Annotated in this window: 42 protein-coding genes; 39 read left to right on the top strand and 3 right to left on the bottom strand. The window is 43.7% G+C overall.

What is annotated here, in order from left to right; all coding sequences use genetic code 11:
* The first annotated feature begins 25 nt into the window (after positions 1-25).
* The 30 genes from rplD (at position 26) to truA (ending at position 15,038) form a co-directional block, all read left to right on the top strand.
* Positions 26-649, top strand: a complete 624-nt coding sequence (gene rplD, locus V1L65_RS25430; RefSeq protein ID WP_331702088.1) for a 50S ribosomal protein L4 — start codon at positions 26-28, stop codon at positions 647-649.
* Entirely contained in the window at positions 649-942 is a 294-nt protein-coding gene (gene rplW / locus V1L65_RS25425; RefSeq protein WP_331702087.1) for a 50S ribosomal protein L23, read from the top strand. Before rplD ends, rplW begins: the two co-directional genes overlap by 1 nt.
* 17 nt (positions 943-959) lie before the next feature.
* The gene (rplB, locus tag V1L65_RS25420) at positions 960-1,790 is read left to right on the top strand and encodes a 50S ribosomal protein L2 (protein WP_331702086.1); all 831 of its coding nucleotides are present in this window, start codon (positions 960-962) and stop codon (positions 1,788-1,790) included.
* Positions 1,791-1,867: 77 nt separating this feature from the next.
* Positions 1,868-2,149, top strand: coding sequence for a 30S ribosomal protein S19 (gene rpsS / locus V1L65_RS25415; RefSeq protein WP_331702085.1), 282 nt, complete (start codon positions 1,868-1,870; stop codon positions 2,147-2,149).
* A 41-nt stretch (positions 2,150-2,190) separates the two neighbouring features.
* The gene (gene rplV, locus V1L65_RS25410) at positions 2,191-2,526 is read left to right on the top strand and encodes a 50S ribosomal protein L22 (protein WP_331702084.1); all 336 of its coding nucleotides are present in this window, start codon (positions 2,191-2,193) and stop codon (positions 2,524-2,526) included.
* A gap of 13 nt (positions 2,527-2,539) precedes the next feature.
* Positions 2,540-3,202 carry a 30S ribosomal protein S3 gene (gene rpsC / locus V1L65_RS25405; RefSeq protein ID WP_331702083.1) on the top strand — a complete coding sequence of 221 codons (663 nt, stop codon included), beginning with the start codon at positions 2,540-2,542 and terminating at the stop codon, positions 3,200-3,202.
* 2 nt (positions 3,203-3,204) lie between these two features.
* Complete coding sequence (gene rplP, locus V1L65_RS25400; RefSeq protein WP_331702082.1) at positions 3,205-3,639, top strand: 50S ribosomal protein L16; 435 nt, start codon at positions 3,205-3,207, stop codon at positions 3,637-3,639.
* Positions 3,629-3,829, top strand: a complete 201-nt coding sequence (gene rpmC / locus V1L65_RS25395; RefSeq protein ID WP_331702081.1) for a 50S ribosomal protein L29 — start codon at positions 3,629-3,631, stop codon at positions 3,827-3,829. The genes rplP and rpmC overlap by 11 nt, the downstream gene beginning before the upstream one ends.
* A gap of 52 nt (positions 3,830-3,881) precedes the next feature.
* Positions 3,882-4,145: a 30S ribosomal protein S17 gene (rpsQ, locus tag V1L65_RS25390; RefSeq protein WP_331702080.1), complete on the top strand. Its 264-nt coding sequence runs from the start codon at positions 3,882-3,884 to the stop codon at positions 4,143-4,145.
* Positions 4,146-4,195: 50 nt separating this feature from the next.
* On the top strand, positions 4,196-4,564 hold the full coding sequence (gene rplN, locus V1L65_RS25385; protein WP_331702079.1) for a 50S ribosomal protein L14: 369 nt from the start codon (positions 4,196-4,198) through the stop codon (positions 4,562-4,564).
* A 48-nt stretch (positions 4,565-4,612) separates the two neighbouring features.
* Positions 4,613-4,966 (top strand): 50S ribosomal protein L24, encoded by a 354-nt coding sequence (rplX, locus tag V1L65_RS25380; RefSeq protein ID WP_331702078.1) that lies wholly within the window; start codon positions 4,613-4,615, stop codon positions 4,964-4,966.
* A 30-nt stretch (positions 4,967-4,996) separates the two neighbouring features.
* Positions 4,997-5,539, top strand: a complete 543-nt coding sequence (gene rplE / locus V1L65_RS25375) for a 50S ribosomal protein L5 (protein WP_331702077.1) — start codon at positions 4,997-4,999, stop codon at positions 5,537-5,539.
* A gap of 26 nt (positions 5,540-5,565) precedes the next feature.
* The gene (locus tag V1L65_RS25370) at positions 5,566-5,751 is read left to right on the top strand and encodes a type Z 30S ribosomal protein S14 (RefSeq protein WP_013312154.1); all 186 of its coding nucleotides are present in this window, start codon (positions 5,566-5,568) and stop codon (positions 5,749-5,751) included.
* Positions 5,752-5,781: 30 nt separating this feature from the next.
* Positions 5,782-6,180 carry a 30S ribosomal protein S8 gene (gene rpsH / locus V1L65_RS25365; protein WP_331702075.1) on the top strand — a complete coding sequence of 133 codons (399 nt, stop codon included), beginning with the start codon at positions 5,782-5,784 and terminating at the stop codon, positions 6,178-6,180.
* A gap of 31 nt (positions 6,181-6,211) precedes the next feature.
* A complete protein-coding gene (rplF, locus tag V1L65_RS25360; RefSeq protein ID WP_331702074.1) occupies positions 6,212-6,754 on the top strand; it encodes a 50S ribosomal protein L6 in 543 nt (180 codons plus the stop codon).
* Positions 6,755-6,814: 60 nt separating this feature from the next.
* The gene (gene rplR / locus V1L65_RS25355; protein ID WP_331702073.1) at positions 6,815-7,180 is read left to right on the top strand and encodes a 50S ribosomal protein L18; all 366 of its coding nucleotides are present in this window, start codon (positions 6,815-6,817) and stop codon (positions 7,178-7,180) included.
* A gap of 25 nt (positions 7,181-7,205) precedes the next feature.
* Positions 7,206-7,703: a 30S ribosomal protein S5 gene (rpsE, locus tag V1L65_RS25350; RefSeq protein WP_331702072.1), complete on the top strand. Its 498-nt coding sequence runs from the start codon at positions 7,206-7,208 to the stop codon at positions 7,701-7,703.
* Positions 7,704-7,716: 13 nt separating this feature from the next.
* Entirely contained in the window at positions 7,717-7,899 is a 183-nt protein-coding gene (rpmD, locus tag V1L65_RS25345; RefSeq protein ID WP_331702070.1) for a 50S ribosomal protein L30, read from the top strand.
* Positions 7,900-7,940: 41 nt separating this feature from the next.
* A complete protein-coding gene (rplO, locus tag V1L65_RS25340; RefSeq protein WP_331702069.1) occupies positions 7,941-8,381 on the top strand; it encodes a 50S ribosomal protein L15 in 441 nt (146 codons plus the stop codon).
* Positions 8,382-9,680, top strand: coding sequence for a preprotein translocase subunit SecY (gene secY, locus V1L65_RS25335; RefSeq protein ID WP_331702068.1), 1,299 nt, complete (start codon positions 8,382-8,384; stop codon positions 9,678-9,680).
* Between the two features lie 83 nt (positions 9,681-9,763).
* Positions 9,764-10,414 (top strand): adenylate kinase, encoded by a 651-nt coding sequence (locus tag V1L65_RS25330; RefSeq protein WP_331702067.1) that lies wholly within the window; start codon positions 9,764-9,766, stop codon positions 10,412-10,414.
* Complete coding sequence (gene map / locus V1L65_RS25325; protein WP_331702066.1) at positions 10,414-11,172, top strand: type I methionyl aminopeptidase; 759 nt, start codon at positions 10,414-10,416, stop codon at positions 11,170-11,172. Before V1L65_RS25330 ends, map begins: the two co-directional genes overlap by 1 nt.
* A 2-nt stretch (positions 11,173-11,174) precedes the next feature.
* The gene (locus V1L65_RS25320; RefSeq protein ID WP_331702065.1) at positions 11,175-11,462 is read left to right on the top strand and encodes a KOW domain-containing RNA-binding protein; all 288 of its coding nucleotides are present in this window, start codon (positions 11,175-11,177) and stop codon (positions 11,460-11,462) included.
* A 2-nt stretch (positions 11,463-11,464) separates the two neighbouring features.
* Positions 11,465-11,680, top strand: coding sequence for a translation initiation factor IF-1 (gene infA / locus V1L65_RS25315; RefSeq protein ID WP_116065578.1), 216 nt, complete (start codon positions 11,465-11,467; stop codon positions 11,678-11,680).
* A 43-nt stretch (positions 11,681-11,723) separates the two neighbouring features.
* Entirely contained in the window at positions 11,724-11,837 is a 114-nt protein-coding gene (gene rpmJ, locus V1L65_RS25310; protein WP_003333770.1) for a 50S ribosomal protein L36, read from the top strand.
* 17 nt (positions 11,838-11,854) lie between these two features.
* Entirely contained in the window at positions 11,855-12,223 is a 369-nt protein-coding gene (rpsM, locus tag V1L65_RS25305) for a 30S ribosomal protein S13 (RefSeq protein WP_331702063.1), read from the top strand.
* A 19-nt stretch (positions 12,224-12,242) separates the two neighbouring features.
* Positions 12,243-12,638: a 30S ribosomal protein S11 gene (gene rpsK, locus V1L65_RS25300; RefSeq protein WP_331702062.1), complete on the top strand. Its 396-nt coding sequence runs from the start codon at positions 12,243-12,245 to the stop codon at positions 12,636-12,638.
* A 130-nt stretch (positions 12,639-12,768) separates the two neighbouring features.
* Complete coding sequence (locus V1L65_RS25295) at positions 12,769-13,713, top strand: DNA-directed RNA polymerase subunit alpha (protein WP_331702061.1); 945 nt, start codon at positions 12,769-12,771, stop codon at positions 13,711-13,713.
* Between the two features lie 44 nt (positions 13,714-13,757).
* Positions 13,758-14,123, top strand: a complete 366-nt coding sequence (gene rplQ / locus V1L65_RS25290; RefSeq protein WP_331702060.1) for a 50S ribosomal protein L17 — start codon at positions 13,758-13,760, stop codon at positions 14,121-14,123.
* A 168-nt stretch (positions 14,124-14,291) separates the two neighbouring features.
* The gene (truA, locus tag V1L65_RS25285; RefSeq protein ID WP_331702059.1) at positions 14,292-15,038 is read left to right on the top strand and encodes a tRNA pseudouridine(38-40) synthase TruA; all 747 of its coding nucleotides are present in this window, start codon (positions 14,292-14,294) and stop codon (positions 15,036-15,038) included.
* A 301-nt stretch (positions 15,039-15,339) separates the two neighbouring features.
* On the opposite strand, the gene V1L65_RS25280 is transcribed toward truA, so the two are convergent.
* Positions 15,340-16,293 (bottom strand): DUF4097 family beta strand repeat-containing protein, encoded by a 954-nt coding sequence (locus V1L65_RS25280; protein ID WP_331702058.1) that lies wholly within the window; start codon positions 16,291-16,293, stop codon positions 15,340-15,342.
* Between the two features lie 520 nt (positions 16,294-16,813).
* Between V1L65_RS25280 and rplM the strand changes: the two genes are divergently transcribed.
* The 6 genes from rplM to V1L65_RS25250 all read left to right on the top strand — a co-directional run bounded on the left by rplM (position 16,814) and on the right by V1L65_RS25250 (position 21,743).
* Positions 16,814-17,251, top strand: a complete 438-nt coding sequence (gene rplM, locus V1L65_RS25275) for a 50S ribosomal protein L13 (RefSeq protein WP_331702057.1) — start codon at positions 16,814-16,816, stop codon at positions 17,249-17,251.
* A 20-nt stretch (positions 17,252-17,271) separates the two neighbouring features.
* Positions 17,272-17,664, top strand: coding sequence for a 30S ribosomal protein S9 (rpsI, locus tag V1L65_RS25270; RefSeq protein ID WP_331702056.1), 393 nt, complete (start codon positions 17,272-17,274; stop codon positions 17,662-17,664).
* 161 nt (positions 17,665-17,825) lie between these two features.
* Positions 17,826-18,401, top strand: coding sequence for a TetR/AcrR family transcriptional regulator (locus V1L65_RS25265; RefSeq protein ID WP_331702054.1), 576 nt, complete (start codon positions 17,826-17,828; stop codon positions 18,399-18,401).
* A 56-nt stretch (positions 18,402-18,457) separates the two neighbouring features.
* Positions 18,458-19,663 carry a YhgE/Pip domain-containing protein gene (locus tag V1L65_RS25260; protein ID WP_331702053.1) on the top strand — a complete coding sequence of 402 codons (1,206 nt, stop codon included), beginning with the start codon at positions 18,458-18,460 and terminating at the stop codon, positions 19,661-19,663.
* Positions 19,664-19,796: 133 nt separating this feature from the next.
* Complete coding sequence (gene cwlD / locus V1L65_RS25255) at positions 19,797-20,567, top strand: N-acetylmuramoyl-L-alanine amidase CwlD (RefSeq protein WP_331702052.1); 771 nt, start codon at positions 19,797-19,799, stop codon at positions 20,565-20,567.
* A 75-nt stretch (positions 20,568-20,642) separates the two neighbouring features.
* A complete protein-coding gene (locus V1L65_RS25250; protein ID WP_331702050.1) occupies positions 20,643-21,743 on the top strand; it encodes an Mrp/NBP35 family ATP-binding protein in 1,101 nt (366 codons plus the stop codon).
* Positions 21,744-21,814: 71 nt separating this feature from the next.
* Here the strand turns inward: V1L65_RS25250 and gerD are convergent, their stop codons facing one another.
* A complete protein-coding gene (gerD, locus tag V1L65_RS25245; protein ID WP_331702049.1) occupies positions 21,815-22,507 on the bottom strand; it encodes a spore germination lipoprotein GerD in 693 nt (230 codons plus the stop codon).
* A gap of 153 nt (positions 22,508-22,660) precedes the next feature.
* Here gerD and V1L65_RS25240 point away from each other — a divergent pair, with 153 nt between their 5' ends.
* Positions 22,661-23,287, top strand: coding sequence for a KinB-signaling pathway activation protein (locus V1L65_RS25240; protein WP_331702048.1), 627 nt, complete (start codon positions 22,661-22,663; stop codon positions 23,285-23,287).
* Positions 23,288-23,299: 12 nt separating this feature from the next.
* Here the strand turns inward: V1L65_RS25240 and pdaB are convergent, their stop codons facing one another.
* The gene (gene pdaB / locus V1L65_RS25235) at positions 23,300-24,124 is read right to left on the bottom strand and encodes a polysaccharide deacetylase family sporulation protein PdaB (RefSeq protein ID WP_331702047.1); all 825 of its coding nucleotides are present in this window, start codon (positions 24,122-24,124) and stop codon (positions 23,300-23,302) included.
* A 173-nt stretch (positions 24,125-24,297) separates the two neighbouring features.
* Between pdaB and V1L65_RS25230 the strand changes: the two genes are divergently transcribed.
* The gene (locus V1L65_RS25230) at positions 24,298-24,924 is read left to right on the top strand and encodes a stage II sporulation protein M (protein ID WP_331702046.1); all 627 of its coding nucleotides are present in this window, start codon (positions 24,298-24,300) and stop codon (positions 24,922-24,924) included.
* A 131-nt stretch (positions 24,925-25,055) separates the two neighbouring features.
* Positions 25,056-25,277 (top strand): hypothetical protein, encoded by a 222-nt coding sequence (locus V1L65_RS25225; RefSeq protein WP_331702045.1) that lies wholly within the window; start codon positions 25,056-25,058, stop codon positions 25,275-25,277.
* Positions 25,278-25,612: the final 335 nt, after the last annotated feature.

The following is a 25,612-nucleotide window of genomic DNA, read 5'->3' as shown; positions in this document are numbered from 1 at the left end:
CTTTTGAAGAAAGGAGGAACAAGAAATGCCTAAAGTTACAGTATTCAACGTGAGTGGTTCGCAAGTTGGCGAAATCGAATTGGCTGAGAACGTATTTGGTATCGAGCCAAACACTCATGTTATGCACAGCGCAGTAGTATTGCAACAAGCTGCTGAGCGTATGGGAACACACAAAACTAAAGTGCGCTCCGAAGTTCGCGGCGGCGGCCGTAAACCTTGGAAGCAAAAAGGCACAGGCCGTGCTCGTCAAGGTAGCATTCGCTCACCACAATGGGTAGGCGGCGGAACAGTATTTGGTCCGACTCCTCGCTCATACGGCTTCAAATTGCCTAAAAAAGTTCGTCGTCTTGCAATTAGATCCGCATTGTCTTCCAAGGTGATTGCTGGCGAATTGATCGTTCTAGATCAACTGGCTATGGCAGCTCCAAAGACAAAGGAATTTGCAGGCATTCTTACAAATCTTAAAGCAGATCGCAAAGCTCTAATCGTTACAGCTAACTATGAGGATAACGTTGCACTATCTGCACGTAACATCCCTGGCGTTAAGTTTGTAGCAGCTGACGGCATTAATGTTCGTGACGTATTGCTTTATGATAAGCTGATTATCACTAAAGAAGCTGTTGAGAAAGTACAGGAGGTGCTTGCGTAATGAAAAATCCTCGCGATATTATCAAGCGCCCGGTTATTACAGAACGTACAAGTGATTTCATGGCTGCAAAGCGTTATGTTTTCGAAGTTGATCTTCGTGCGAACAAAACTGAAATCAAAAATGCGATTGAGCAAATTTTCAATGTTAAAGTAACCGGCGTAAACACAATGCGTGTAGCAGGTAAACTAAAGCGTTATGGCAGACATAGCGGATACAGACCTGATTGGAAAAAAGCTATCGTTCAATTGAGCGATGACAGCAAAGAGCTAGAGTTCTTTGAAACGTCTGTATAGAAAAGGAGGGAAAACTAGTGTCTATCAAAAAGTATAAACCGACCTCTCCTGCACGTCGTAATATGTCCGTATCTACTTTCGAAGAAATTACGACAAGCACACCGGAGAAATCGTTGCTAGCGCCTCTTAACAAGAAGGCTGGACGCAACAACCAAGGTAAAATTACTGTTCGTCACCAAGGCGGCGGACATAAACGTAAATACCGTATTATCGACTTCAAACGTACTAAGGATGGCGTAATTGGTAAAGTTGCTACGATCGAATACGATCCAAACCGTACTTCCAACATCGCACTTATCCACTACGTTGACGGTGCTAAAGCTTACATTATCGCACCTAAAGGTTTGAAAGTCGGCGATCAAATCGAGTCCGGACCGGATGCAGACATCCGTGTTGGTAATGCATTGCCACTAGCTAATATTCCAGTGGGTACACTTATCCACAACATCGAATTGAAGCCAGGCAAAGGCGGACAGCTAGTTCGCGCAGCTGGTACAGAAGCTCAGCTTCTTGGTAAAGAAGAAGCTTACGTATCCATTCGTTTGAGCTCAGGCGAAGTTCGTCGTATTCTTAATACTTGCCGTGCAACTATCGGTTCTGTAGGTAACGGCGACCATGAGCTTATCAAAATTGGTAAAGCTGGCCGCAGCCGCTGGTTAGGCAAACGTCCAACTGTTCGCGGATCTGTTATGAACCCTAACGATCACCCGCATGGTGGTGGTGAAGGTCGTTCCCCGATTGGACGCAAGTCTCCAGTATCTCCATGGGGCAAACCGACTCTTGGATACAAAACACGCCAGAAGAAAAAAGCGTCAAGCCAATATATCATTCGTAAGCGCACGAAGTAATAGAAGCTTGAAAACTTGCGCGTAATGATGGTGGTTATCCACAGTACGCCAGCGTTTTCGTGAAGGGAGGATATCACATGGGTCGCAGTTTGAAGAAAGGACCGTTTGTCGACGGTTACCTGCTTAAAAAAGTCGAGGATTTGAACGAAGGAAATAAAAAAGTCGTTGTAAAAACTTGGTCTCGTCGCTCGACCATTTTCCCGCAATTCATCGGTCACACATTTGCTGTTTATGATGGACGCAAGCACGTGCCGGTATATGTAACGGAAGATATGGTTGGACACAAGCTTGGTGAATTTGCACCAACTCGTACGTACAAAGGCCATGCCGGTGAAGATAAAAAAACGGGCAGACGTTAATTTGCCCTTTATCACTTTCTTGAATGAGAGGAGGTTCCTACATGTCAGAAGCTAAAGCGCATGCTAAATTTATTCGTATTGCTCCTCGTAAAGCTCAGCTGGTTGCGGATTTGATTCGCGGTAAGCAAGTTGGTGAAGCAATCGCAATTTTGCGTCACACGCCAAAGGCTGCATCCCCAATTTTGGAGAAGTTGCTTAACTCGGCTATTGCTAACGCTGAACATAATTTCCAGATGGACGTAAGTAAATTGGTTGTATCTCAAGCTTTCGTAAACCAAGGTCCAACTATGAAACGTTTCCGTCCGCGAGCTATGGGTCGCGCAAGCCGGATTAATAAAAGAACCAGCCACATTACCTTGGCGGTATCAGAAAAATAAGGAGGGATAACGCGTGGGTCAAAAGGTAAACCCTAACGGTCTTCGTATCGGGATTATCCGTGATTGGGAATCCAAATGGTACGCTGGTAAAGATTTCGGTGATCTTCTTTTGGAAGATGTTAAAATTCGTGAATACCTGAAAAACAAGCTGAAAGATGCTGCTGTTTCCCGCATTGAAATCGAACGCGCTGCAAATCGCGTGAACGTGACGATTCAAACGGCGAAGCCAGGTATGGTTATCGGTAAAGGCGGTTCTGAAGTAGAAAATCTACGTACAGAACTAGGCAAGATTACAAAAGGCAAGAAAGTTCACATCAATATTTCTGAAATTAAACAAGCTGATCTTGATGCTATTCTAGTAGCTGAAAGCATCGCACAACAACTTGAGCGTCGTGTATCTTTCCGTCGTGCATTGAAACAAGCGATTCAACGTTCTATGCGCGCAGGTGCTAAAGGGATTAAAACTGCTGTTAGCGGTCGTCTCGGCGGTGCGGAAATTGCACGTTCTGAAGGATATAGCGAAGGTACAGTTCCGCTTCATACGCTTCGTGCTGATATTGACTATGGCACAGCTGAGGCTCATACTACTTACGGCCGTCTAGGCGTAAAAGTATGGATCTATCGTGGCGAAGTCCTTCCAACTAAGAAGAAAGCTCCCCAGGAAGGAGGCAACTAATCATGTTGGTGCCTAAACGTGTCAAACACCGCAAACAACAACGCGGTCACATGAAAGGTCGCGCTAAAGGCGGCACAACAGTAGCGTTCGGCGAATACGGTCTACAAGCGACTGAGCCGTCATGGATTACGAACCGTCAAATTGAAGCGGCTCGTATTGCTATGACTCGTTACATTAAACGTGGTGGTAAAGTTTGGATTAAAATATTCCCAGACAAGCCGATTACTCAAAAGCCTCTAGAGGTTCGTATGGGTAGTGGTAAGGGTAACGTTGAAAAATGGGTTGCAGTTGTAAAACCTGGTAAGATCATGTTCGAACTTGCGGGTGTACCGGAAGAAGTAGCTCGCGAAGCACTGCGTCTTGCGGCTCACAAACTACCGGTTAAAACGAAGTTCGTGAAACGCGAAGAAGTGGGTGGTGAAGCAAATGAAAGCTAGTGATATTCGCAACCTGACCTCTGTTGAGATTGAACAAAAAATTGCTGGTTTTAAAGAGGAGCTTTTCAACCTTCGTTTCCAATTGGCAACAGGGCAGCTCGACAATCCAACTCGGATTCGTGACGTGCGTAAGGAAATAGCTCGTGCTAAAACCGTTTTGCGTGAAAGAGAACTCGGAATAAGCGGCTAATTAAAGGCCTTAATCCTATAGTATGTTCACGGAAAAAGGAAGGAGGAAGAACATGAGCGAACGCAATGCCCGTAAAGTTCAAATCGGCAAAGTTGTAAGCGACAAAATGGATAAAACAATCGTTGTAGCTGTAGAAACCTACAAGGAGCACAATTTGTACCATAAGCGTATTCGTTATACGAAAAAGTACAAGGCTCACGACGAGAACAATCAAGCGAAAATTGGCGATACTGTGAAAATCATGGAAACTCGTCCACTTTCCAAAGACAAGCGCTTTAGACTTGTTGAAATTGTAGAATCTGCGGTTGTTCTATAAAATATACCTATGCAACATAGGAGCACTTTTTCCGAAAGGAGGACGCTAAAATGATCCAACCATTTTCGCGATTGAAAGTTGCAGACAACTCTGGTGCTAGAGAGCTTATGTGTATTCGTGTACTAGGCGGTACTGGACGTCGTACAGCAGCTATTGGCGATTTGATCGTTTGCTCCGTCAAACAAGCAACACCAGGCGGCGTTGTCAAAAAAGGTGACGTAGTTAAAGCGGTTATCGTTCGTACGAAGCGCACTGTTCGTCGTAAAGACGGTTCATACATCTCTTTTGATGAGAACGCAGCAGTAGTTGTTAAAGAAGATAAGAGCCCACGCGGTACACGTATTTTTGGACCTGTTGCTCGTGAGCTTCGCGATAAAGATTTCATGAAAATCATTTCGCTTGCACCAGAAGTAATCTAAGAAACTCTATATAAGCTTGAAAGCACAAGCGTGCAGGAGGTGTAACTCATGCCAAGGCTAAAGAAAATTAAAGAATCGTACAATAACAAATTGCACGTTAAAAAAGATGACACGGTTATCATCATTACCGGTAAGGATAAAGGTAAGAAGGGCCGCGTAATCGCAGCGTATCCACGTGAAAACCGCGTGCTCGTTGAAGGTGTTAACATGGTGAAGAAGCATACTCGCCCTTCTCAAGTTAATCCACAAGGCGGTATCATTGAGCAAGAAGCGCCAATTCACGTTTCTAACGTTATGCACATCGATCCGAAGAGCGGAAAAGTAACACGAATCGGATATAAAGTGCTTGAAAACGGCAAAAAAGTTCGAATCGCTAAGCGTTCCGGCGAAGTGATTGACTAATCGTTCTGGTAGGAAAGGAGGTCCAAAACAATGACAACAAGACTGAAAGGTCGCTTTCTTAATGAAATTACTCCTGCTCTAATGCAGAAGTTCAATTATACATCGGTTATGCAAGTACCGAAGGTTGAGAAAGTAGTAATCAATATGGGTGTTGGTGAAGCTGTTTCCAACTCCAAAATACTAGATGCTGCTGTTGAAGAGCTGCGCATCATTTCTGGTCAAAAGCCGGTTGTTACTCGTGCTAAGAAGTCCATTGCAGGCTTTAAGCTTCGTGAAAACATGCCGATCGGGGTTAAAGTGACATTGCGCGGCGAGCGCATGTACCACTTCCTAGATAAATTGTTCAACATTTCGCTTCCACGCGTTCGTGACTTCCATGGTGTATCAACAAAAGCGTTTGATGGCCGTGGTAACTACACGCTTGGTATGAAAGAGCAATTGATCTTCCCTGAGATTGAATATGATAAAGTTGATAAAGTGCGCGGTATGGACATCGTCATCGTCACGACGGCACAAACAGACGAAGAATCTCGTGAATTGCTGACCCAATTGGGCATGCCGTTTGCGAAGTAATCCACTTGTAGGAGGTGTAATACCCAGTGGCAAAAACTTCGATGAAAGTGAAGCAACAACGCACACCGAAATTCAAAGTACGCGCTTATACGCGTTGTGAGCGTTGCGGACGTCCTCACTCTGTTTTGCAAAAGTTTAAAATTTGCCGGATTTGTTTCCGCGAATTAGCATATAAGGGCCAGATTCCTGGCGTTAAAAAAGCAAGCTGGTAATCGACCTAGTTCGGGAAGGAGGTTAACACAATGGTTATGTCTGATCCGATTGCAGATATGTTGACACGCATTCGCAATGCGAATACAGTTCGTCACGAAACCGTGGAAATGCCCGCTTCTAAAATCAAGAAGCAAATTGCTGAAATTTTGAAGCGCGAGGGCTTTATCCGCGATGCTGAATATATCGAGGACAACAAACAAGGGATTATTCGTATTTTCTTGAAATACGGCCCGAACCAAGAGCGCGTAATTACAGGTTTGAAGCGTATCTCCAAACCAGGTCTGCGCGTGTATACTCAAGCTGCTGAAGTACCTCGTGTACTAGGCGGACTCGGAATCGCAATTATTTCGACTTCCAAAGGAGTTATGACTGACAAAGAAGCACGTCAAGTTAAATCCGGCGGCGAAGTAGTTTGCTACGTTTGGTAAGAAACAAGTTAGAAAGACTGGAGGTGTAACAATGTCTCGTATTGGTCGTAAACCGATCGCAGTTCCTGGTGGCGTAACTGTCAACCTGGATAACTCGGTACTTACAGTAAAGGGACCGAAAGGCACGCTTACTCGTGAATTCCACAAAGATATTATTATCAAAGTTGAAGGCAGCGAAATCGTGGTAGAACGTCCGTCTGAAAATAAATTGCATCGCTCTTTGCATGGTACAACTCGCAGCTTGATCGCTAACATGGTTGGCGGTGTTACAGAAGGTTTCTCCAGAAATCTTGAGCTAGTAGGCGTTGGTTACCGTGCAAGCAAGTCCGGTGATAAAGTGGTTCTTAACGTTGGATACTCACATCCAGTTGAAATCACTCCAGAGAACGGTATTGAGTTTGAAGTTCCTTCCAACACTAAGATTACTGTTCGCGGTATTGATAAAGAGCGCGTTGGCGCTATGGCTGCTCAAATCCGTTCCGTACGTGAGCCTGAGCCTTACAAAGGTAAAGGTATCAAATACGAAGGTGAGCGCATCATCCGTAAAGAAGGTAAAGCTGGTAAGAAAAAATAAGCAAACTTACGGTTTGCTTGAAATAGCATCTTAAGGCAGAAAGAAAGGAGGGAACCAAGCATGATTACGAAAGGCGATAAAAACAAGGCTCGTCTGAAAAGACACCTGCGTGTTCGTAAAAAAATTAGCGGTACAGCGGCTCGTCCACGTCTGTCTGTATTCCGTTCCTCCAAGCACATGTATGCACAATTAATTGATGATGTTGCTGGTATTACACTAGCTTCTGCATCGACTAAGGATAAAGAGCTAAGCGGAGTAGGCAACGGCGGTAACGTTGAAGCAGCTGCTAAAGTTGGCGAATTGATCGCTAAGCGCGCTCAAGCTAAAGGTGTAACTGAGGTCGTATTCGATCGTGGCGGTTACTTGTATCATGGAAGAATTCAGGCGCTTGCTACAGCAGCACGCGAAGCAGGCCTGCAATTCTAATCATCCAATAAGGAGGTTAAATGACTTGCGTGTAGATCCTAATACGTTAGAACTGACTGAAAAAGTTGTGCATATCAATCGCGTTGCGAAAGTTGTTAAAGGCGGTCGTCGCTTCAGCTTTAGCGCGCTTGTAGTAGTCGGCGACGGCAAAGGCTACGTTGGCGCAGGGATCGGTAAAGCAAGCGAAGTGCCTGATGCGATTCGCAAAGGCATTGACGATGCTAAGAAAAACTTGATCCATGTACCACTAGTAGGAACATCGATTCCTCACCTTGTAATTGGTCGCTTTGGCGCAGGCGAAGTTCTTCTAAAACCTGCGAATGAAGGTACTGGAGTTATCGCTGGCGGACCGGTTCGTGCGGTTCTTGAGCTAGCTGGTGTAGGCGACATCTTGACTAAATCGCTCGGTTCTTCGAACTCCATGAATATGGTAAATGCAACTCTAGAAGGTTTATCCCGTCTTAAACGTGCGGAAGATGTTGCTAAACTTCGTGGAAAAACTGTCGAAGAGCTGTTAGGTTAAGGAGGGAATAACGATGGCAAAATTGCAAATCACCCTCGTTCGCAGTTTGATTGGTCGCAACGAGAAACAACGTGCAACGGTTGAATCGCTCGGCCTTCGTAAGCTGCATCAATCGGTCGTTAAAAACGACAGCCCGGCTATTCGCGGCATGATTAATCATGTCAGCCATATGGTAAAAGTTGAAGAAGTACAATAATAGACCGATTTACACGAAATAAATAAGGAGGTGCACGAACGATGAAATTGCATGAGTTAGCACCAGCAGCTGGTTCTACCCAAGTAGCTAAGCGTAAAGGTCGCGGTATCGGATCTGGCAACGGCAAAACAGCGGGTAAAGGCCACAAAGGTCAAAATGCACGCTCCGGCGGCGGCGTTCGTCCTGGATTTGAGGGCGGCCAAAACCCATTGTACCGTCGTCTGCCTAAGCGCGGTTTCAATAATCCATTCCGTACCGAATACGCGATTGTCAACATTGAAGATCTTAACAGCTTTGCAGCAGGTACTGAAGTCACACCAGAAGTTCTTCTTGAACAAGGGATTGTGAAAAATCCACTTGCCGGAATTAAAATTTTGGGCAATGGCGAAATTAATGTAGCGCTTACTGTTAAAGCTAAAAAGTTCTCTCAATCTGCGGTAGAGAAAATCCAGGCTGCCGGCGGTAAAACCGAGGTGATCTAATTGTTTACAACCGTATCCAATATTTGGAAGGTTACGGATCTACGTACACGGATCCTGTTCACACTGTTTATTTTATTCATCTATCGTATCGGTGCGTTCATACCGGTACCAGACGTAAACAAAGAAGTATTTAAGCAAGCCAATGAGCTCGGCAACGATATATTTGGCTTGTTAAACACCTTCTCAGGCGGTGCATTGTTCCAATTCTCGATTTTCGCGATTGGAATTACACCGTACATCACAGCATCCATTATCGTACAGCTATTGTCGATGGATGTAATTCCTAAGTTTGCTGAATGGCAGAAGGAAGGCGAAAACGGGAAACGCAAACTAGCGCAAATTACGCGTTACGGTACAGTTATTCTAGGTCTTGTACAAGGCTTTGCAACTGCGATCGGCTTTAACCGTTTATATCAGCAAGAAATGATTGTTGATGCAACTTTCGTTGATTACCTGATTATCGCTATTATCTTGACTGCTGGTACTGCATTCTTAATGTGGTTAGGGGAGCAAATTACAGAAAGAGGTATCGGAAACGGTATTTCAATTCTAATTTTTGCTGCGATTGTAGCTGGTATTCCAGGTCACATTCGTACGATCGTTGAAGATCAATTTGTCGATACAGATAAATTATTCCTTAACATTGGCAAGATGGCGCTTGTTCTAATTGCGATTATCGCGATTATTGTAGGTGTTATCTTCATTCAGCAAGGTATTCGTAAAATCCCGGTTCAGTATGCTAAGCGTGTAGTTGGACGTAAAATGTACGGTGGTCAATCCACTCACATTCCGATGAAAGTGAACGGCGCAGGTGTTATTCCTGTTATCTTCGCAGTTTCATTGATTACATTCCCAATTACGATCGCTAACTTCTGGAGCACCCATAATTGGGCGAAGTGGATTATTGATAATATGAGCTATGACAAGCCGCTTGGTATGGTCTTGTACGTATTGCTCATTATCGGATTTACCTTCTTCTATACTTTCGTGCAAATTAATCCTGTGCAAATGGCAGATCAGATGAAAAAGAATGGTGGATATATTCCTGGCATTCGTCCTGGCAAACCGACATCTTCTTACTTAACTCGCGTTATGTCGCGTATTACGTTAACGGGTGCGATTTTCCTAGCGGCAATCTCTGTTCTACCGGTGTTCTTCGGATCACTTGCCGGATTACCGCGCTCAGTGCAGCTGGGCGGTACCTCACTGTTAATCGTTGTCGGCGTTGCGCTTGATACGATGAAACAGATCGAGAGCCAGTTGATCAAACGCCATTACAAAGGGTTTATCAATAAATAACAATAGGTTCTGATCGGGCTGCCGCTTCGGTGTTGGTGCGGTGCCCGAATGAGCCTATTGTGTTTAAAGCGAGGAACATGATAATGAATATTTTATTTATGGGTCCTCCGGGAGCCGGTAAAGGTACACAAGCGGAGAGAATTGTACAAGAGTTTGGTATTCCTCATCTATCAACAGGCGATGCATTTCGCTTGGCGATGAAGGAAGGCACTCCTCTTGGGCTTAAAGCGAAAGAGTATGTCGATCAAGGCCTTCTCGTTCCTGATGAGATTACGAATGGAATCGTAAAGGAACGTTTGGCACAAAGCGACTGCGAAAAAGGATTTTTGCTCGACGGCTTTCCACGCACGCTGCAGCAAGCTGAAGCACTTGACGGCATGCTGGCTGAGCTGGGTCGCAGCATTGATCATGTAGTAAATTTAAAAGTTGACCGCGGATTGCTTCTTGCTCGCTTGACGGGCAGACGCCTCTGCAAAACTTGCGGAGCAACCTATCATGTAATGTTCAATCCTCCAAAGCTTGAAGGAGTTTGCGACAAGGATGGCGGAGAGCTGTATCAGCGTTCAGATGATACAGAAGCGAAGGTAGGCACTAGATTGGATGAATATACATCCAAAACTGCGCCGCTTCTTGACTATTACAGAGGTAAAGGTTTATTGCGAGAAGTCGACGGCGAGAAAGATATTAACGTTGTATCTAGCGATATTATCTCTTGCTTGAAAGGTACATTGTAATGATTATATGCAAATCCCAGTCGGAGCTGACATATATGAGGGAAGCTGGCCGCATCGTAGCTGCGACGCACCAGCTTATGAAACAAAATGTTAGGCCTGGTATTACTACAGCCGAGCTTGATAAAATTGCCGAAGACTTCATCCGGAGTCAGAAGGCTGTTCCATCCTTCAAAGGTTACAATGGTTTTCCTTCCAGCGTTTGTGCTTCAGTCAATGACGAGCTGGTACATGGCTTCCCAAGTTCGCGCAAGTTAAACGAAGGTGATATTGTTAGTCTCGATATCGGAGCACAGTTTGAAGGCTATCACGGAGATTCAGCTTGGACCTATGCGGTTGGAGCAGTATCCGATGAGGTTCAAAGACTGCTGGATGTGACGGAGCAATCGCTATATGCGGGGCTTGCGCTCATCAAGCCTGACGTTAGACTTTATACAATTTCACATGCCATTCAAAAGGTCGTAGAAGATGCAGGATTTTCGATTGTTCGCGAATACGTGGGGCACGGAATCGGCGCGGATCTGCATGAAGAGCCGCAAATACCGAACTACGGCATTCCAGATCGAGGCCCTCGTCTAAAGCCGGGAATGGTGCTTGCCATCGAGCCAATGGTTAATATCGGTGAACGATATGTCAGAACGCTTGAGGACAATTGGACAGTCGTAACACAGGACGGTTCCTGGTGTGCTCACTTTGAGCATACAGTCGCCGTTACGGAGGACGGCTTTGAAATTTTGACCATGCTGCCGCAGCAGCCATAGTTATGGCTACGGATGTACAGCCGCAGGTTGGTCAATTTGTCAAAGTGCTTCGCGGCAAAGATGAAGACAGCTATGCTGTTATTATAAAGATTGTCGATGAGAGGTTTGTGCTGATTGTCGATGGTAAAAAGCGTAGATTTGATCAAGCGAAGAAAAAGAACGTTCTGCATCTTGAGTTACAGCCTGCCATTAGTCAAGAGGTAACAAGCAGCTTGCTAGAAACAGGCAGGGTGACCAATGCCAAGTTACGTTATGTGATTCAGAAGTACGCGCATGCGAAAGGAGAATGACGGTGGCTAAGGAAGACGTCATTGAGGTCGAAGGTACGGTAGTAGAACCGTTGCCGAATGCCATGTTCAAGGTGGAGCTGGAGAACGGACATCAGATTCTCGCACATGTTTCCGGTAAGCTTAGAATGCATTTTATTCGTATTCTGACAGGAGACAAAGTGGTTATACAGTTATCGCCTTATGATTTAACAAGAGGGCGCATCACTTATCGGAAGTAGGCTGTCATAGGCCTGCCGACGAGAGATTCGGGAGGTAATCACAATGAAGGTTAGACCTTCGGTTAAGCCGATTTGCGAAAAATGCAAAGTTATTCGTCGCAAAGGCAATGTTATGGTCATTTGTGAAAATCCGAAACACAAACAAAAACAAGGATAAAAGGAGGGAAATAGTCCATGGCACGTATAGCTGGTGTAGATATTCCGCGTGACAAACGCATAGAAATCGCCCTGACGTACATCTTTGGTATCGGTAAGAAAACTTCTCAAAAAATTCTTGCTGAATCAGATGTTAATGCTAACACTCGTGTTCGCGATTTGACTGAGGATGAATTGGCTCGTCTTCGTGAAACAATCGATAAAACAGTTAAAGTGGAAGGCGACCTACGTCGTGAAATTTCACTTAACATTAAACGTCTAACTGAGATCGGCTGCTACCGTGGTCTTCGTCATCGTCGTGGATTGCCTGTTCGCGGTCAACGCACGAAAACGAATGCGCGTACGCGTAAAGGACCTCGTCGTACTGTAGCTAACAAGAAGAAATAAGAAGGGAGGATAATGGACAATGGCTAAAGGTAAAAAAGTCGTTCGCACGAAACGTCGTGATCGGAAGAATATTGACTCTGGCGTTGCGCATATCCGCTCAACGTTTAACAATACAATTGTTACAATTACAGATCCGCATGGCAACGCAATTTCATGGGCAAGCTCTGGTAACCTTGGATTCAAAGGTTCGCGTAAGAGCACACCTTTTGCAGCTCAAATGGCTGCTGAAACTGCAGCAAAAGCAGCGATGGAACATGGCATGAGAACGGTTGAAGTCATGGTTAAAGGCCCAGGCGCTGGCCGCGAAGCAGCAATTCGCTCGCTTCAAGCAGCTGGATTGGAAGTTAACCTCATTAAGGATGTAACACCAGTTCCGCATAACGGATGCCGCCCACCGAAACGTCGTCGCGTATAGTAGCTTAATCCGCGGTGGTATCAAATAACCGCAACTTGTGAATAATGGTTGTGAAGGTTTGGCATACTACTAGGTTTAACACAAGATCGACAAGGTAACACGGAGTGACGTTTGAAGGAGGGTACTATTAGTGATTGAGATCGAAAAGCCGAAAATCGAAACCGTAGAATTAAATGATGAAGGAACTTATGGGCGCTTCGTAGTCGAGCCGTTGGAACGCGGATACGGAACAACACTTGGCAATTCGCTACGCCGAATTTTGCTGTCGTCGTTGCCGGGTGCTGCAGTAACATCGGTTCAAATTGACGGAGTGCTTCACGAGTTTTCTACGATTCCTGGAGTGATTGAAGACGTAACGGAAATCATTCTAAACCTGAAGCGCCTATCGCTCAAAATCCACTCTGACGAAGAGAAAGTGTTGGAGATCGATGCTGACGGTGAAGGAAACATAACAGCGGGAGACATTCGAGCGGACAGCGATGTCGAGATTTTAAGCCCTGATCTTCACATTGCAACCTTGGCCTCCGGCGCACGACTCCATATGCGAATTTTTGCTAATCGGGGACGCGGATACGTACAGGCGGACCGGAACAAGAGTGATGATCAACCGATTGGCGTAATTCCAGTTGATTCGATCTACACGCCGATTACTCGTGTGAACTACAGCGTGGAAAATACTCGCGTAGGTCAAGTTACAAACTATGACAAGCTGACGCTTGAAGTTTGGACTGACGGCAGTATTCGTCCAGAAGAGGCGGTAAGCCTTGGCGCAAAAATTCTAACAGAGCATTTGGATTTGTTTGTAGGATTGACGGATGAGGCCAAAGACGCTGAGATTATGGTCGAAAAAGAAGAAGATAAGAAAGAAAAAGTTCTGGAGATGACAATCGAGGAGCTGGATCTTTCTGTACGTTCATACAACTGCTTGAAGCGTGCGGGTATCAATACAGTTCAAGAGCTAATTACGAAATCCGAAGAGGATATGATGAAGGTGCGTAACCTTGGTCGCAAATCACTCGAGGAAGTTCAAGAGAAGCTTGAAGAGCTTGGACTTGGTCTACGTACGGAAGAGTAGGACTCAGCATTGTTTAGACAAACGAGCAAGGGAGGGGAAAACAAATGGCATATCAAAAATTAGGACGTGACTCCAGTGCACGTAAAGCATTGTTCCGTGACCTTGTCACAGACTTGTTCCTATATGAGCGCATTCAAACGACTGAAGCAAAGGCGAAAGAAGTTCGTTCTATCGCTGAAAAGCTGATCACTAAAGCTAAAAAAGGTGATTTGCATGCACGTCGTCAAGTTGCTGCTTTCGTTCGTCGCGAAACTGTAGACGGCGAAAAGGATGCAATTCAAAAGCTGTTCTCCGAACTGGCTGAGCGTTACGCTGAGCGTGCTGGCGGATACACGCGTATCCTTAAGCTGGGACCTCGCCGCGGTGATGCTGCGCCTATGGTGTATTTGGAACTGGTTGATCGCGGATAAGCGATCATTCCTGTTTTAAGTAACAATTTTCGAAGAAGCCCTGTCGACTCTAATAGGTAGGCAGTGTAGTTTCTTCTTTTTAAAAAAGGGTGGACCTTAGCGGCCACCTTTTTTTGAATTTATGGGTGTATTGTATTGCAATGATAACAAAGAGGAGGCTGGAATCTCTTGCGCAACATCGCAGTACGAGTGAGCTATGATGGAACGAATTTCAATGGATTCCAGTCACAGCCTTATGGCAGAACCGTGCAGGATGAAATTGAGAAAGCGCTAGCCAAGCTTGTTCATGAACCGGTTGTTATTCATGGTTCGGGACGGACGGATGCGGGCGTGCATGCGGAAGGACAAGTATTTCATTTTCAGACAGCTTCAAAAATTCCGATTGACCGCTTTGCTATTGCACTGAATACGATTTTGCCTGATGATATCGTTGTGCTCTCGGCAGCAGAAGCGCCGGACCGATTTCACGCCCGGCACTCCGCTATACGCAAAACGTATCGTTATACACTTGATACAGGTAAATTCCCTGCTGTGCTCGGCAGGCAGTACAGGCTTCATCACCCTGTCAAATTGAATTTTGACGCGATGAAGGAAGCATTGACCTATATTGTTGGCGAGCATGATTACACGTCTTATACATCAACAAGGTCAACGAAGGCTCATCATGTTAGAACCGTTTATGACGCTTCTTTGGAGCGAGAAGGCGTTTTCTGGCATATGGTGATTACCGGCAATGGTTTTACGTATAACATGGTGCGAGCTATTATGGGGACTTTGCTTTGGGTCGGACAAGGCAAAATAGCGCCAATTGATATGAAGCGGATATTAGAGGCGAAGGACCGCTCCAAAGCCGGTCCAACTGCGTTAGCCCAAGGATTAGTATTGGTCGATGTGCAATATGATATAGAAATATAAGCAAGACCGACACTTCATAGGAAGAGTCGGTCTTTTTCAATGTATAACAATAATCGACTGCCAAAATTGCCATAACGGTTGTCATCAAGGCTATTTCGATGTTTTTAACCTAATTAATATTTTAACGGTTGTCATGTACGCTATTGCACCATTTTGCTAAGAAATCAGCGGTTTTTAAGATATTAAGCACGATAGCAACCGTTAGAAAATTCAAGCTGTCATTTTTGCACAAATAGCGTTTGTGGCAACCCTTAAAAGTTCATTACTGTCTTTGTAAAAAGTTATATAGAAGCTAGCTAGTTTACTGCAGAGTGAAGTTGCCAGAAGATGTTTTTACATTTAGAGCAATGCTTCCTTCGCCAAACGCACCTTTGAAGGAATTGTTATGCTTGCCTTCATACGTATATTTAAAGCCGTCCTGCTTAATTCTGCCAGTTCCAGAGCTTCCTTCGTAATTAATCGCCAGGTCAACAGGAGCTTTCTTTAAATTTACGGTGATGTTGCCGCTTGTGACTTGCAGCTTGGAGTCGCCGATAATTTCATCAGCAGTCAACTTTACGTTTCCCGACGTAACTTTCCCGTCTACCACAATAGTTTCCCCGTTAATAGTTACGTTGCCGCTTGTAGATTTGAACTGTATTTGTGACGCGTCCATGATGTTTGCTGTTATACCACCGCTATTTGTCTTTAGGGACAAGGAGGCGATACGGCTATTTGTTACCTTAAGATTTCCGCTTGTTGCATCCAGATCCGCCTTTTGAGAGATCAGCTGATCTACGGTAAGATTGCCAGAGTTTAATTTAATTTGACTCTCAGCCGCTTGTAAGTGGTTTAGCTTAATATTGCCGCTTGTGCTGTTTACAGTAACTTTGTTCCATACTTTTTCAGGCAGCTCGATAACAAGCTTGGCGCTGAAATAGCCTATGCCAATACTGTTATGTTTACTGCGGATAACTAGCTTATTTTGCTGCTCATCTACATTCAGCTCCACCTTTTTGCCAAACAGTCCGGCCACTTTGCCTGTTAGCAGAGCGCGCCCTTGGTTATCCTTGCTTTGCACAAACTCAATATTTGTGCTGCTTGTTTCAATATCAAGCTCTTCAATTTTTTCAACCGCAAACTGTCTTTCATAATTAATATCCTTTGAAATCTTGGACCATAACGAATCCCAAGAAAATGATGAGCTGGTTAATGTAAATAAAAAGAATACGCCAATAATAATAAGCAGTAATCCGAGCAATGATGAACGTCGCATAAAAAAACTCCTTTTCGTAATCGTTACCTTATTGTAGCAGTACTATTCAGTTTAAGTTAACCGTCTATTGATGTAGTTGAATCTACGACTAAGGTCCAGTGGCATAGATGCCTTATAATAAGCATATATTATGAAACGGAAAATTTGTAAATATTTTCAGACTTTATTTATAGTAACAAATCGCTTTTGAACGTTTGAGTTAGATATGAGACGAAAGTATGCAATCGCTAAAAATAATGACGAATTTATAAGCGAAAAATGCACGGAATAGCTTGCACTTGATACGCCCATGTAGTAGAATATTAGTTGTGCTTTCTTAGTGGCTCTCCCACAGCCCCGACTAAGAATGGCCATTCAACTATGTAATTGCAAATATATTTCGAAGGTAAGTCATTTACCAATCGATCTAATAGTAATGAGCACGTTAAAGATCGGATGTGCCTCATAAGAGGACGTACGGATTCTTTTTTAAAATGCTGCTATAAAATGATTAAGGTAAGAGAATGAAGGAGGATCATCCATGCGTACCACTTATATGGCAAAGACAAACGAAGTTGAGCGTAAATGGTTCGTTGTAGACGCAACTGGTAAAACGCTAGGTCGTTTGGCTACAGAGGTTGCTAGCCTTATTCGCGGCAAGCACAAGCCACAATTCACACCGCATGTGGATACTGGCGACTTTGTAGTAGTAATCAATGCTGAAAAAATTGTTCTTACTGGCAACAAATTGGCTGACAAAATGTACTATCGTCACTCTGGCTACTCAGGCGGATTGAAAGCTACTCCAGCTCATGAAATGATCAGTAAAAAACCTGAACGTGTTATCGAGCTAGCTGTTCATGGCATGCTGCCTAAAAACCGTCTTGGCGAGAAAATGAAGCTTAAACTTAAAGTATACGCAGGTGCGGAGCATCCACATCAAGCACAAAACCCAGAAGTTTACGAACTTCGCGGTTAATAAAGAGGAGGACAAGGTTCATGGCTCAAGTGCAATACTATGGAACCGGTCGTCGTAAACACTCTGTAGCACGCGTACGTCTTGTGCCGGGTGAAGGACGAATCATTGTTAATAAACGCGATTTGAACGAATATTTCGGATTGGAAACTTTGAAATTAATCGTTAAGCAGCCGCTTAACCTAACAGATACATTGTCCAAGTACGATGTTCTTGTTATTGCTAATGGCGGCGGTATGTCCGGACAAGCAGGAGCAATCCGTCACGGTATTTCCCGTGCTTTGCTTAAAGCTGACCCAGAATTCCGTCCAGCTTTGAAGCGTGCGGGCTTCTTGACTCGCGATCAGCGTATGAAAGAGCGTAAGAAATACGGTCTTAAAGCTGCTCGTCGTGCTCCACAGTTCTCGAAGCGTTAATATTTCTTGTATTTCAAAAAGTTTCAGCCCTTGGCCTTTATTGGCCAAGGGCTTTAATTTTATGCGTAGCGGCTATTCAAACAATACAACTGTTGACTATGGGGGCTAATTATACTACAATGCAAGTAATCACTTGCATTGTTTGAAAGGGTCAGATCATTATGCAATCTACCGCTGATCGAATTATTGAGGCAGCCATTGAATTAGTTAGCTTAAAGGGCTACACAGCAGCGACAACAAAAGCTATTGCTGAGCAGGCCGGGGTTAATGAAGTTACGCTTTTTCGTCACTTTGGCAATAAAAGAGGCTTATTGCGAGCGATCATACAGAAATTTTCATATGGACCCGTGCTGCGGAAAGTCGTTCAAGAGAAGGTTTATTGGGATTTGGAGAAAGACTTGTATCATTTTTTCCTTGAATATCAAGCTTATATGATGTCGATTAAAGACTTTGTATTAATTGGCTTCAAAGAGGCAGGGGCTTTTCCTGAGATTGATGAGGAAATTGCTAACATTCCCTTGGAGATTAAGCAAGAGCTGATGAATTATTTATTGGAGATGAGCCGTAAAGGAAAGCTGATCGATACAGATATAGAAGCGGTCGCTATGGCTCTCATTCACTTCAACTTTGGTCATTTCCTGTCACGAGCCCGATTAGGTGCCAAAGTTACGCAGCTTTCAACCGAACAAATATTGAAAACGAATGTATCTATTTTTTCTAGGGCATTAACCCCCTAGAATTATTTTTTAAACAACATGCAAGTATGTACTTACTTTCTTTAGGAGGAGATCGTATGGTGAAAGGTTTAAAAGCAATATTTAAAATTAGAGCAACTTATATTGGCATAGCAGCAGCTATTGCCTTTCAACTCATTTTCTTTACGGTCTGGATGACAGCTTATGATGGGGTAAGCGACAGATTCAATCATTTAAAGGTTGGCTTGCTGAATGAGGATGCTGGGATTGGGCAGGACATCGCTCAAAGAATAAACGAAAGTCTGCCTTTCCAAATTGAAACCTACAGCTCCCTGGAGCTTGCTCAGACGGATATGAACGATCGTAAAATCGAAATGATTATCCAAATCCCTGATTCACTTTCAAATAGCATGCAGTCAGGTGCAGAGGCAAGTATTGTCTACTGGGTTAATCAATCCAATTCATCACTGACAAAAACGATGATGGAAAATACGGCATTTCATCTCAATGAACAGATTAATCAGCAATTGTTTGCTTTTCAGAAATCAGAAGCGACGAGTGTATTTGGCCAGCAGATAAGTAATGCTGCTATCCCGAAGGAACTGGCAGATTCTATTGGAAGTTCTGTGAAAATGTTGGTTGAACATATGAAGGATAAGCCTATTGGAGCAGATATTAAAAAGGTTAACAATGCGGAAGGGTTTGCGGCTAATTTTGTGCCATTTATGATTATTATTTCTTCATTTGTCGGAGCTATGGTCATGATAATGCAGCATCAGGATGCCTTACAATTAGTTAAAGGGTCCGTTTCAAAATGGGGGCTATTTGCCAGCAGGCAGATTATAAATATCGGGGTAGCTTTTATACTCCCTATACTAACAATAGGGCTTATGTCGATCTTTAATATCGCTAGCGAAGTAAACACTTTTTCTATTTACTTATTTCAATCCATCATGTTCTGGGCGTTTTTATCATTAGCGCAAATCTTTGTTTTATTATTCGGAAATTTAGGGATGCTGTTCAATATATTAGCTCTTTCCCTGCAGCTTGTAACATCAGGGGTACTTGTGCCGAAAGCAGCGCTTTCTGAAGGGTATATAAAATTAGCTTCTATATTGCCAGCTACATATGGTGCAGATGGTTATTATACGATTATTTTTGGCGGCGGCGATGCAAGTATTAGAAGTAACATTGTCTCTCTCTTAGGCATTGTAGCGGTAACCCTGCTAATTTCTTCAGCAGCAGTTGCACTAAAGAAAGATTATAACAAGCATATTGAGGTCGCATCGTCACTGGTTAAATAGAGCTGCCGAAAGACAACCCGCAGATATTATAAGGAACAAACATAAATAAATGCCTCGTCCCATATAAATAATAAGGACAATAGCTTAGACGAGCTTATTGCATTACTGATATGTAGGATGAGGTGGTAGGTCGATGCGCCGAATTAGCCGGCACTTTGTTGTATGGATGTCTTATAAAGGTGCTGTCCGTGTTATGCTTGCTGCGGTCGTCATTACACTTGTAACTATTTTGCTTACGCAAAGAATGGCGCCTGCAAGCTCATGGACGTATTGGACATTGCCATTATCGGGAAAAACAATTGTTATTGATGCTGGCCATGGCGGTGTAGATGGCGGGGCAATAAGCAAGCAAGGGTTGATTGAAAAAGATTTGAATTTAGCGATCGCCCTGCAGCTGCGTGATTATTTGCAGCAGTCAGGAGCACTTGTCATTATGACGAGAGAGGGAGATTATGATCTGGCCAGTGAAGGACAACGATCCTATAGCAAGCGTAAGACGGAGGATTTAAAAAAGAGGGTAGCATTAATTGAAGAACAACAGCCGGCCGCTGTTATTAGTATTCATATGAACAGCATTCCTTCTTCGAAATGGTCAGGCGCCCAAACTTTTTATCATCCTAATAGTATAGCTGAAAGCCGGACGCTAGCTACGCTAATACAAAATGAATTGCGTGATAACCTGCAAAATACGACGAGAATGGCCGGTGAAGTAACGGAGGTTTATTTATTGAAAGCATTAGAGAAAACTCCTGTTGCGTTAGTTGAGGTAGGCTTCTTATCAAATCCTGGTGAAGCGTCCAGACTGGCAGATTCAGAGTATCAGCGGATGGTTGCGGCATCCATCTACAAAGGTATTCTTCGCTTCAGCTCAGGAGAAACGATTCAAACATCGGCGAAACCGTAATTGCTTGATTCGTATTGACCTATGATATAATAGAGACAATCATACAGGAAATAATCAAAGGGTGGGACAGAGTTTATGTTGACGCGTGAGCAGGCAGTAGAAGCCATTGAGCTTGTGATGGCACAATATAGCAAGGATCAAGTCAGTTTTCGTGATGTGATGGTACGTGAGCAGCAGGTTTCCGTCACAGTAGTAGGAGCAGGCGAGCAAGCCCAAGCAGCAATTGAAGCCGCGCTTCACAAAGCGCTTGCACCGCTAGGTGTAGAAGCAGTACACTGCCGCTTTCGCGGCGGTGAGTCAGAGGAGCAGGCAAGCGGCTCCCGCGCAGCAGGTCAAAATGCAGCGGCAGGCGGTCAAAATAAAAAGCAGGGCGCAGGAACGATTGAAGGACATGGCGCAGGCTTGGACAGCACCTTACTTGATGAGGGCAGCAAAACAATCTTTATCGCAATTGCAAGCGGCAAGGGCGGCGTAGGCAAATCGACAGTTACCGTTAATTTGGCTGCAGCGCTGGCTCGTGAAGGCAAGCGGGTAGGTATTATCGATGCAGATATTTATGGCTTCAGCGTACCGGATATGATGGGGATTGAAGAGCGACCGGAAGTTATTAATGAAAAGGTTATCCCAATTGAGAAATTTGGCGTCAAAGTGATGTCCATGGGCTTTTTCGTAGAAGATAATAGTCCGATCGTATGGCGCGGTCCGATGCTCGGAAAAATGCTGCGCAATTTCTTCCAAGAAATTGCGTGGGGAGAGCTGGATTATTTACTGCTCGATCTGCCTCCAGGCACAGGTGATATCGCCTTGGATGTACACCAAATTATACCGCATAGCAAAGAAATTATCGTGACTACACCGCATGCTACAGCAGCATTTGTCGCTGCAAGGGCTGGCGCGATGGCAATCAAAACCGAACATGAGATTATCGGTGTAGTTGAAAACATGTCTTATTACTTGTCGCCTTCCACTGGGGAAAAGGAGTACGTCTTCGGAAGAGGCGGCGGCGGACGCTTAGCAGAAACGCTGAATTGCGATTTGCTCGCGCAAATACCGCTAGGGGCGCCAGAAAACCATCCAGCTGAGCCGGATTTTTCTCCTTCTGTATATAAGGAAGAAACAGAAACAGGTCAATTATACAAAGAGCTTGCCCAAGCAGTTATTAATAAATGCGAATAGCTGAAAATAGAACCCCTTCCATCACCTGATTCGGGTGTGGAGGGGGTTCTTTTTTTCAAAGTACCTCAGCACTATTGCTGATCTTCGGATTGCTCCATATTCGAGTCTTCGCCTTCACCCTCACCTTGGCCTTGGCCACCTTGACCCTGTTGCCCCTCTTGCTGCTTCTTCACCTTTTCATCAGGCTTGACCTGCAGCTCTTCCTTCACGGCTGTCTTCATCAAATCAAGCAGCTCCAATCTGAAGATTGGGTTTTGCATGGCATCCTGCATAATAGACATTAATTCTTTCCGATATTGCGTGCTCTTGAGAACTTCCAAAATAAGCTTATCCATTTCTGGCGTTTTTAAGGTTTTGATCATTTCCGCCTGATATTGTGGGTCCTTAATAAGCTCTTTATGAATATCCTTGTTTTCCTTATTGACCGCTTTGGCAAACTCACCTGCAAAACGGGTATCAGTCATTAACTTTTTAATCACTTTGTCATAATCCGGAGAACTGATAACATCTTTAACCGCTAATCTAACCTCTTCTTGGTCTTGAATAGAAAGCAGCTTAGAGGAGTGGGCGGAATATCCGGACATCTGCTCAGAGGATTGCTGTAACGCCTTTTGCGCATCTTCTGTTTTTAAAATGTCGATGACCATTGATTTCATATCCTTGTAGCTTGTTTGCTGAGAATTGTTGGATGGTTCTGATCCGCAGCCTGCCACTAGCATCGTGAATATCGTTAAAATTAATAAAAACATCCAGCGAACGCGCATCATTTTACTCCTTTCGTAAGTACAGCCTTGTTTAGTACAACTTGAATAGTATTCATATTATGCTCATTGTTCACCGTATTATCATGGAATACAGTTAGCTTTTTGTTGTGATCGTGGTAAAATAAAGGCAAAACCTCTAGGGGGATTATTGGCGTGACGTTAAAAAAATGGTTCTTTTTATTTTGGAGCACGATGGCTGTAGGCGCAGTTGTCTGTGTAATCGTAGGCTCGATCATGCTGCTAACGGATCAGGAGTTTGGTTTTCTTGGGATTGAAGTTACGGGCTTCAATGCTTTAATGATGGCGATCTCAGGTCTAATGATTGGCGCCTTTAGCCAAATGGGCTTTTTTGCTTATTTGACCTTGAACTATATAGCACTAAGCGTACTGCGTAAAAAATACCTATGGAATACGCTGCAAGGCTATACAACTTTGTTTGCCGTTTTTGGACTAGGATATGTTTTGTACGAGGATCGGACTAATAACTGGTTCTTTTGGACGCTTCCGTTAATCTTATTCGTGATCTCCTTGCTTGGCGCATGGATTAAAGTCAAACAAACGAATCGGTCCGCATTTATTCCGACTATGTTTTTAATGTTTACGGTAACATTTGTTGAAGCTTGGCCAGCATTGCAGGGGAAAACGAATGTTGCAGCGATTGTATTTATGCTTAGTCCTTTATTTTTGTGCAACGCTTATCAAAATATGATGATGCACCGCTTGCTAAAAAAGGAAGAAGCCAGTCCTGCAGCAGCAGCTGCAAAACCGGCTAAGCAATAAATATGATAAGCATTAAGATGCTGAATTAGATTCATTATCTGATGCGCTTAGTTCAGAATAAATATAAGTGGTTTTATCTTGTACGGGTTTGCCTTGTACTTCAGTCTGCGATAACAGACCGGATACGGAGGCAAACTCGTATCCTTTTTCACGCAATTGATCAATAATAAGCGGAAGCGCTAAATGTGTTTGCTTTACGGTGTCGCTTGCATGCAAGAGTACAATATCGCCTGGATGCGCTTTGTCGACGACGCGTTTCACTATTTTTTCAGTGCCAATATTCATCCAGTCCATCGAATCGGTACCCCATTGTATAACCCTGTATTGCAGCTCATCGGCAATTTGAAGGACACGCTTGTCGAAATCGCCATTAGGCAAGCGAAGCAAGGTTGGCTTTTCGCCTGTCAATTTAGATAATATCGTATCCGCAGTAATAATTTGCTTGCGTATATCCTCTTCGTTTAACTTACTGTAGAAATCATGCTTGTGGCCATTGCTGCCGATTTCAAAGCCTGCCTCTTGAATTTTTTTCACTAGCTCTGGCTGTGATTGTGCCCACAATGAAGATACAAAGAAAGTTGCTTGTGTTACGTTTTTTTCTTTCAGCACCTGCAGGATAGGTTCAAGCTTCTTGTCTCCCCAGCTAATATCAAAGGTTAAAGCAATTACATTTTTCTCTGTTGGCACACTATAAATAGCAGAAGTTTGCTGGTCGGGGGCGAAAACAGTAATATTGTCCCTTTCCGCGTAAATAACACCGACAGAGAAGACTAGGGCGATCATGATGAAGAAATACTTTTTCAGCTTGCGTCCGTTCAATACATAAAACATATTCATGGGGACAGGCTCTCCTCTCTTTTAAAGCTAATATTCGTCGAATACCATTGCAGCAGCAAGGGCTGCTGATGTTACAATGGCACTGTACGATTTTTTGCTTGTACTACAATCTATGCTCGTACAATCGAGATATTCATCTTGTCCATAATATTTGCGAAGATAAGGAGATATTTATGTTCAAATGGACTGCAATTCGGGATCATTTTAGGCAAATGTCCCGCTATATTGGGCTAGGCACTATTATCTTTTTGGCAGGAATAATTATTGGAGGCATAAATCCGGCATTTCGGCAGTTTTTAGATGGCCAGCTGGAAGGCCTGGATCAACTTGTCAGAGGAATTGAAAACTCAACTAATCCGACATTGACGATGTTGCTCGTTATTTTTTTCAATAATGCTATAAAAGCAGTATTAATTATGTATTTTGGGGCGCTGCTCGGGATTTTGCCTATTGTATTTCTTGTTGTTAATGGAATGGTATTGGGGTATATGATGCAATTAAATGCGGAAAAGTACGGAGCCATGCAAACTGTTGAATTGATGATAAAAGGAATTTTGCCGCATGGATGGATTGAAATACCAGCAATCATTATTGCAAGCGCGTATGGCATTCGGTTTGGTGTCATTATGCTGAAGCTGCTTGGAAGCGGGCTATTTGCCAGGTCAAAAGCGGCAGCAAACGTAAAAAGCTTGGAATACTTTTTAATACGCTCAGTGCCTGTTACGGTGCTATTAATTGTAGCCTTGGCAGTTGCTGCTGTGATCGAAAGTACAGTAACGGGATGGATTTTAGGAAAATAAAATTAGATGTAATATTTTTTCCAATATTTGAGCATAACAGTAAAGCGGTGTCTACGCAGAAATCTAGACGCTGCTTTTTTGTTACATAGTAGAAGCCAATGTGATGTTCTCAAAGGAGGCCCTTTACGGTTATGCTCGGAATATTATTTAATGACAGAGAATGTAAAGAACTGGATTATGTGCTCCGCAAAGAGCTGGATGAGATGTTGAGTGATCTGAATGATTCGAGGCTGGATGGAGATATTAAGCAGGCCATATCGAGAAGATATAAAATCATTTTTAGAATGTATGCACGTATTGCTTCTCCAAAAGAATTGTCACGCTACGCAATCAATTCACGAAATTATCGTTAAATGTTCCTTACGATTTCTACTGGGAAACGCTGCTTCCTTAAGTTAAGGACAAGGAAAGCGTTTCTTCTTGTTAAATGGAACTGAATAGAGACAAACGCAATATATAGTTGGAGACCGATAGCAGATATCTATATATACAAAAAAACGGATGGGTAAATAGCACAAATTCAACTCTATCAAGGCTTGGAGTCACGCCTATAAAAAAAGTTTTTAAAAAAGGGTTGCATTTACTTAAAAGCCTGTGATATATTATAAAAGTCGCCGCTGAGACAACGCGGTGCACACGCTGAAACGAGCACCTCATACTTACATAAGAGATGGTACGTTTCAACAAA

It is taken from the genome of Paenibacillus sp. IITD108 (assembly GCF_036541265.1).
Taxonomy (GTDB): domain Bacteria; phylum Bacillota; class Bacilli; order Paenibacillales; family Paenibacillaceae; genus Pristimantibacillus.
This window is presented reverse-complemented; position numbering and strand designations above follow the sequence as displayed.